Raw genomic sequence first — 6,877 nt, forward strand, 5'->3', positions numbered from 1 at the left:
GGCGGGGCGGCGCTGGCGGCGCGGTTGGCGCGCTGTCGGCCGATCATCTGGAATATGCCTCGGCCGAGGGAATCGCGGCGATGGCGCGGGCGGGCAGCGTCGCGGTGCTGCTGCCCGGCGCCTATTACGTGCTGCGCGAGGCGAAGCGGCCGGATGTCGCGGCGATGCGCGCGGCGGGATGCCGGATGGCGGTGGCGACCGACTGCAATCCGGGCACCTCGCCGATCGCCTCGCTGCGGCTTTCGGCGCAGATGGCCTGCGTGTTCTTCGGCCTCTCTTTCGAGGAGGCCTGGCTCGGCATCACCCGCCATGCCGCCGATGCGCTCGGGCTCGGCGGCGAATGCGGCGCGATCGACGCGGGGCGGTCGTGCGACCTCGCGATCTGGAGTGTGGACAGCCTCGACCAGGTTCTCGCCTGGGTCGGGCCGGCGCCGCTGGAGCGGCGCGTTCTGAAAGGAGTTGATGCGTGATCATTTCACCGGGGACGATGCGGCTCGCCGACTGGCGGGCGGTGCAGGAGGGGGACGCGGCGCGGCTGGATGCGGGATGCCGCGCGGCGGTGGAGGCGGCGGCGGGATGCGTCGCCGCGATCCTGGAGAGGGACGAGGCGGTCTACGGCATCAATACCGGGTTCGGGCGCCTCGCCTCGACGCGGATCGAGCCGGCGGATCTCGCCACCTTGCAGCGCAATCTCGTGCTGTCGCACGCGGCGGGGGTGGGCGAGGCGCTGCCGGCGCCGATCGTGCGGATGGTGATCGCGCTGAAGCTCGCGAGCCTGGCGCGCGGGGCCTCGGGCGTGCGGTGGGAGACGATCGAGGCGCTGCAGGGCTTGCTCGATCATGACATCCTGCCGGTGATTCCGGCGCAGGGCTCGGTCGGCGCCTCCGGCGATCTCGCGCCGCTCGCGCACATGACCTGCGCGCTGCTCGGCATCGGCGAGGTGCTGGGCGCGGCGGGGCGGGAGGATGCCGCGGCGGCGCTCGGCCGGGCGGGGATGGCGCCGCTGGTGCTCGGCCCGAAGGAGGGGCTGGCGCTGCTGAACGGCACGCAGGTTTCGACCGCGATCGCGCTGACCGGGCTGTTCCGCGCCGAGCGCCTGTGCCGCGCGGCGCTGCTGACCGGGGCGCTGACGACGGATGCGGCGCGGGGGTCAGACGCGCCGTTCGATCCGCGTATCCACGCGCTGCGCGGACATGCGGGGCAGATGGCGGTGGCGGCGGCGCTGCGGACGCTGCTGGCGGGAAGCGGGATTCGCGACTCGCACCGGATCGGCGATCCGCGCGTGCAGGACCCGTATTCGCTGCGCTGCCAGCCGCAGGTGATGGGCGCGGTGTTCGACCTGCTCGGCCAGGCGGGGCGGACGCTGGCGACCGAGGCCAATGGCGTGTCGGACAATCCGCTGGTGTTCGCCGAGACCGGCGAGGTGATTTCGGGCGGCAATTTCCACGCCGAATACGTCGCCTTCGCCGCCGACCAGATCGCGCTGGCGATCGCCGAGGCGGGGTCGCTGGCGGAGCGGCGGATCGCGCTGCTGGTCGATCCGGCGCATTCGGGGCTGCCGGCCTTCCTGACCCGCGCGCCGGGGCTGAACTCGGGCTACATGATTCCGCAGGTGACCGCGGCGGCGCTGGTCGCGGAGAACCGGATGCTGGCGCATCCGGCCAGCGTGGATTCCATCCCGACCTCGGCCAACCAGGAGGACCATGTCTCGATGGCGACGCACGGGGCGATGCGGCTGCTGAGGATGGCGGACAATCTCTCGCATGTTCTGGCGATCGAGTATCTGATGGCGGCGCAGGGGATAGACCTGCTCGCCCCGCTCGCGACCAGCGCGCCGCTTGGACGGATGCACGCGGTGCTGCGGGAGAGCGTGCCGGTGCTCGGCGAGGACCGGCTGATGGCGCCGGACATCGCGCGGGCGCGGGCGCTGATCGAGAGCGGCGCCGCCGAGCGGGCGGCGGGATGCGACGCGCTGCCGGAGCTCGACGCGTGAGCGCCCCCTCCCCTGCCCCGTTCATCGAGCTGCGGCGGGGTGCCGCACCGCTGCTGGTCAGCATTCCGCATACGGGGACCGAAATTCCCGAGGCGCTGGCGGGGGATTTCGTCTCGCCCTGGCAGGCGCTGCGGGATGCGGACTGGTGGATCGACCGGCTCTACGATTTCGCGCCCGGGCTCGATGCGACGGTGATCCGCACGCGGATCTCGCGCAGCGTGATCGACGTCAACCGCGATCCGTCCGGCGCCTCGCTCTATCCGGGCCAGGCGACGACGGGGCTATGCCCGACCACGGATTTCGACGGCGCGCCGCTCTATCGCGACGGGCGGGAGCCGGACGAGGCGGAAATCGCAAGGCGCCGGCAGGCGTATCACGATCCCTATCACGATGTTATCGCGGGCGAGATCGCGCGGCTGCGGGCGCTGCACGGGCGCGTCGTGCTGTATGACTGCCACTCGATCCGCTCGGTGATTCCGCGACTGTTCGAGGGCGAGCTGCCGGTCTGCAATATCGGCACCGATCGCGGGCGGGCGGCCGATCCGCGACTTGCGGCACGGATTGCCGGACGTTGCGCCGAGGCGGGGTTCAGCCACGTTTCTAACGGGCGGTTTGTCGGCGGCTGGATCACGCGCCATCACGGCGCGCCGGCCGAAGGCGTGCATGCGGTGCAGATGGAACTCGCCTGCCGCGGCTACATGGAGGAGCCGTCAGCGCCCAGTGCGGCGAACTGGCCGGCGCCGTACGATCCGGCACGGGCGGCGACGCTGCGCTCCGTGCTGGAACGGATTTTGCGCGACTGCGTCGATTTCGCGAACTCGAAGGAATGAACAGGATGAATCGTCGTCTCGACAATGCGCGGACGATCCGCGCGCCGCATGGCAGCGATCTCAGCGCCCGGTCCTGGCTGACCGAGGCGCCGCTCAGGATGCTGATGAACAACCTCGACCCCGATGTCGCGGAGCGGCCGGAGGAACTCGTCGTCTATGGCGGGATCGGCCGGGCGGCGCGGGACTGGGAGAGTTTCGACCGCATTCTCGGCGCGCTGCGCGACCTCGGGCCGGAGGAGACGCTGCTGGTGCAGTCGGGCAAGCCGGTCGGCGTGTTCCGCACCCATGCGGACGCGCCGCGCGTGCTGATCGCCAATTCCAACCTGGTGCCGAACTGGGCGAACTGGCAGCATTTCCACGAACTCGATCGCAAGGGCCTGATGATGTACGGCCAGATGACGGCGGGGTCGTGGATCTATATCGGCTCGCAGGGCATCGTGCAGGGCACGTATGAGACCTTCGTCGAGGCCGGGCGGCAGCATTACGGCGGCGATCTCGCCGGGCGGTGGATCCTGACCGGCGGGCTCGGCGGCATGGGCGGGGCGCAGCCGCTGGCGGCGACGATGGCCGGGGCCTCGATGATCGCGGTGGAGTGCACGCCCTCGCGCATCGAGATGCGGCTGCGCACGCGCTATCTCGACCGCCGGGCCGACACGCTCGACGAGGCGCTGGCGATGCTGGAGGCGGCGAAGCGCGACGGAAAGCCGGTCTCGATCGGGCTGCTCGGCAATGCCGCGGAGGTGTTTCCCGAACTCGTCCGCCGCGGCATCCGCCCGGATATCGTGACCGACCAGACCTCGGCGCATGATCCGGTGAACGGCTACCTGCCGGCGGGATGGACGCTGGAGCACTGGGCGGCGATGCGCGAGCGCGACCCCGAGGCGGTGGCGCTGGCGGCGAAGCGGTCGATGGCCGGGCAGGTGCGGGCGATGCTCGATTTCTGGCGGATGGGAATTCCGGTGCTCGACTACGGCAACAACATCCGCGCCATGGCGCAGGAGATGGGGGTGGCCGACGCGTTCGACTTTCCGGGCTTCGTGCCGGCCTATATCCGGCCGCTGTTCTGCCGGGGGATCGGGCCGTTCCGCTGGGCGGCGCTGTCGGGCGACCCCGAGGACATCTACCGGACGGACGCGAAGGTGAAGGAGCTGATCCCCGACGATCCGCACCTGCATCACTGGCTCGACATGGCGCGCGAGCGGATCGCCTTCCAGGGCCTGCCGGCGCGGATCTGCTGGGTGGGGCTCGGGCAGCGGCACCGGCTCGGCCTCGCCTTCAACGAGATGGTGGCGCGGGGCGAGCTTTCGGCGCCGGTGGTGATCGGGCGGGACCATCTCGATTCCGGCTCGGTCGCCAGCCCCAACCGCGAGACCGAGGCGATGCGCGACGGGTCGGACGCGGTGTCGGACTGGCCGCTGCTCAACGCGCTGCTCAACTGCGCCTCGGGGGCGACCTGGGTCTCGCTGCATCATGGCGGCGGGGTCGGGATGGGGTATTCGCAGCATGCGGGGATGGTGATCGTCGCCGACGGCACCGAGGCGGCGGCGAAGCGGCTGGAGCGGGTGCTGTGGAACGACCCGGCGACCGGGGTGATGCGCCATGCCGATGCCGGCTACGACATCGCCATCGACTGCGCGCGGGAGAACGGGCTGAACCTGCCGGGGATCACCGGCTGAGGTTCAGGGGGCGGCCGGGCCGTCCGGCCGGTCGCCCATCGAGGAGCGGGTGCCGAGCGCGTAGCGGGCGCCGGGGTGGATGAATTCGGTCTGGGTGGCGGGAAGCCCGCCGCTCCAGGTGCGGCGGAGGACGACGAGGCAGGCCTGCTCCTCGTCGCGCCCGATCTCGAGCAGCGCGCGGATCTCGGGCGAGGGCGTGGTCGCGTAGACGACGTGCTCGGTCTCGGTCGCCGGGCCGAGGCGGAGGAGATAGGCGGCGACGGTCTCCTTCGTGAAATCCTGTTCGAGGAAATCCGGGGCGAAGCGGGGCGAGACCAGCCGGTCCTCGATCTGCACCGGCACGTCGTCCTCGTAATGCAGCAGGGTGGCGTGGAAGATGCGCGCGCCGGGGCGCAGGCCGAAGGCGAGCGCCTGGTCGGCGCGGGCGCGGGTGGCTTCCTGGGCGAGGACGCGGACGCGGTGGCGGTGGCCGGAGGCGACGATCTCATCGGAGATGTCGCGGATTTCGAGCCATTCGAGGCGCGGGCGCGGCGGCGCGGCGAAGCTGCCCCTGCCCTGCACGCGGGCGACGAGGCCGGCGGCGGAGAGTTCGCGCAGGGCGCGATGCGCCGTCATCCGCGAGACGCCGAATTCGGCCATCAGCTCGTGCTCGGAGGGCAGGCGGCCGCCGGGGCCGATCTGGCCGCTGGCGATGCGCTCGACGATCGCCTCCTTCACCCGGGCGTAGAGCGGCACCCGCGCGGCGGGTTCGCGATCGGGGGGCGCCATGGTCAGACCAGCGCCGGCACGGCGGCGGCGACCCGCGCGAGGATGCGGGTGAGGCTCGCCTGCAGCGCGGCGAAGCCGGGCAGGCGGAGCATCGTCGCCTCGTCCATGTAGAGGGCGCGGGCGATCTCGATCTGCACGACATGGACGTGCTCGCGCGGGCGGCCGTAGTGGCGGGTGACGTAGCCGCCGGCATAGGGATCGTTGCGACGGATCGCGAAGCCCTCGCCGCGCAGGGCCTGCTCGACCAGCTGCACGACCGGGCGGGCGCAGGAGGCGCCGTGCAGGTCGCCCACCACGATGTCCGGCCCGTGGCCGTGCGGCAGGCCGGGCGGGCGCGGCATCGAATGGATGTCGAGCAGGAGGCAGGCGCCGAAGGCGGCGCGGGTTTCGGCGATGAGCCCGGCCAGGGCGGCGTGATAGGGGCGCCAGCAGGCCTCGATCCGCGCCTGCGCCTCGGCGAAGCGGAGCTTGCGGCGGTAGATCGGCTCGCCGGAGGCGACGACGCGGGCGATGGTGCCAAGGCCGGCGGCGACGCGGGGGCTGGTGGCGTTCACATAGGGCGGCAGGGCGTCCTCGAACATCGCGGGGTCGAGTTCCCAGGGCTCGCGGTTGACGTCGCACCAGGCGCGGGGGAAGCGGGCGGCGAGCAGCGGCAGGCCGAGGCCGGGGGCGCCGGCGCACAGCTCGTCGACGAAGCCGTCCTCGCTCTTGCGCAGGGCGCGGGCGTCGAGCCGGGAGAGGGCGAGGAAATCCGGCGCGTAGGCGCGGCCGGAATGCGCCGAGGCGACCACGACCGGGGCGGACTGGCGCGGCGGGCGGGTGAGGACGCAGGGGGGCAGCTCCCCGTCGGCGCAGGCGGCGGCGTCTTGTTCGGGGCGCGGGGGAACCAGATCCATGACAAAATCATAAAGCCGATGCGGCCGCGCCCGGTCAATGATATGAACGCGCGGTTGGACAGGCAGGAACGGACCCAGGCCATGAACGAAATTCTCGTCGTCACCGTCAACGAGGTGGCCAATGCCAGGATCGCCCGGGTGGTCGGCCCGGTCTATGGCACCTCGATCCGCAGCCGGACCATCGTGGGCAACATGCTCGGCGGCATCCGCGCGATTTTCGGCGGTTCGCAGGAGGGCTACATCGCCATGGTCAACCAGACGCGGGACGAGGCGATCGCGGCGCTGAAGGCGCATGCCGCCTCGCTCGGCGCCAATGCGGTGATCGGGATGCGGTTCGATTCCGGGGAGTTCGACGCCGGCCAGGGCCAGGCGATGAACGAGGTCACCGCCTATGGGACGGCGGTGATCCTCGAAGCGGTCATGTGATCATTTCTGCGCCGGCAGGCCGGCGGCGGCGAAGAGCCGGGCGCGCAGGGCCGGGTTCTGCCGGGCTTCGGCCAGCACCTGGTCGTATTGCCGCACGGTGAGGCCCTGCGCGGTGATGGCGGTGGTGGCCTTGTCCTTGGCGGAGGCGATCAGGCGCTGCTTGCCGGCGGGATCGGTCGTGTGGGCGAGCTTCGCGCCGTAGCTGTGGTTGATCTCGAGCACCTGGTGCAGGGCCTTGCCGGCTCTGGCGATGGTTTGCGGGGATGCGGACGGCGCCGCGGACATCGA

8 protein-coding genes are annotated in these 6,877 nt (G+C 71.7%); 5 read left to right on the forward strand and 3 right to left on the reverse strand.

Translation table 11 applies throughout. The features are described from left to right. The 4 genes from APM_RS06640 to hutU form a co-directional block, all read left to right on the forward strand. Positions 1-470: amidohydrolase family protein (locus APM_RS06640; protein ID WP_007422582.1), on the forward strand; the 470-nt coding region annotated here is incomplete at its 5' end. Continuing rightward, a complete protein-coding gene (gene hutH, locus APM_RS06645; RefSeq protein ID WP_007422583.1) occupies positions 467-1,993 on the forward strand; it encodes a histidine ammonia-lyase in 1,527 nt (508 codons plus the stop codon). The genes APM_RS06640 and hutH, both read left to right, overlap by 4 nt. After that, on the forward strand, positions 1,990-2,823 hold the full coding sequence (hutG, locus tag APM_RS06650) for an N-formylglutamate deformylase (protein ID WP_007422584.1): 834 nt from the start codon (positions 1,990-1,992) through the stop codon (positions 2,821-2,823). The genes hutH and hutG overlap by 4 nt, the downstream gene beginning before the upstream one ends. A 5-nt stretch (positions 2,824-2,828) precedes the next feature. Beyond that, entirely contained in the window at positions 2,829-4,499 is a 1,671-nt protein-coding gene (gene hutU, locus APM_RS06655; protein WP_007422585.1) for a urocanate hydratase, read from the forward strand. Between the two features lie 3 nt (positions 4,500-4,502). On the opposite strand, the gene hutC is transcribed toward hutU, so the two are convergent. Beyond that, a complete protein-coding gene (gene hutC, locus APM_RS06660; RefSeq protein WP_007422586.1) occupies positions 4,503-5,267 on the reverse strand; it encodes a histidine utilization repressor in 765 nt (254 codons plus the stop codon). Positions 5,268-5,269: 2 nt separating this feature from the next. Next, positions 5,270-6,163 carry an N-formylglutamate amidohydrolase gene (locus tag APM_RS06665; protein ID WP_007422588.1) on the reverse strand — a complete coding sequence of 298 codons (894 nt, stop codon included), beginning with the start codon at positions 6,161-6,163 and terminating at the stop codon, positions 5,270-5,272. Between the two features lie 81 nt (positions 6,164-6,244). Between APM_RS06665 and APM_RS06670 the strand changes: the two genes are divergently transcribed. Further along, a complete protein-coding gene (locus APM_RS06670; protein ID WP_011942465.1) occupies positions 6,245-6,589 on the forward strand; it encodes a YbjQ family protein in 345 nt (114 codons plus the stop codon). Here the strand turns inward: APM_RS06670 and APM_RS06675 are convergent. Then, on the reverse strand, positions 6,590-6,877 hold a 288-nt coding region (locus tag APM_RS06675; RefSeq protein WP_007422589.1), incomplete at its 5' end, for a DUF4168 domain-containing protein. It lies immediately after the preceding gene.

This window comes from Acidiphilium sp. PM, from assembly GCF_000219295.1.
GTDB classification, from domain to species: domain Bacteria; phylum Pseudomonadota; class Alphaproteobacteria; order Acetobacterales; family Acetobacteraceae; genus Acidiphilium; species Acidiphilium multivorum.

Coding starts and splice junctions, on each gene's coding strand:
- hutU (WP_007422585.1), top strand. CDS start 2,829: ATGAATCGTCGTCTCGACAATGCGCGGACGATCCGCGCGCCGCATGGC.
- hutC (WP_007422586.1), bottom strand. CDS start 5,267: ATGGCGCCCCCCGATCGCGAACCCGCCGCGCGGGTGCCGCTCTACGCC.
- APM_RS06665 (WP_007422588.1), bottom strand. CDS start 6,163: ATGGATCTGGTTCCCCCGCGCCCCGAACAAGACGCCGCCGCCTGCGCC.
- APM_RS06670 (WP_011942465.1), top strand. CDS start 6,245: ATGAACGAAATTCTCGTCGTCACCGTCAACGAGGTGGCCAATGCCAGG.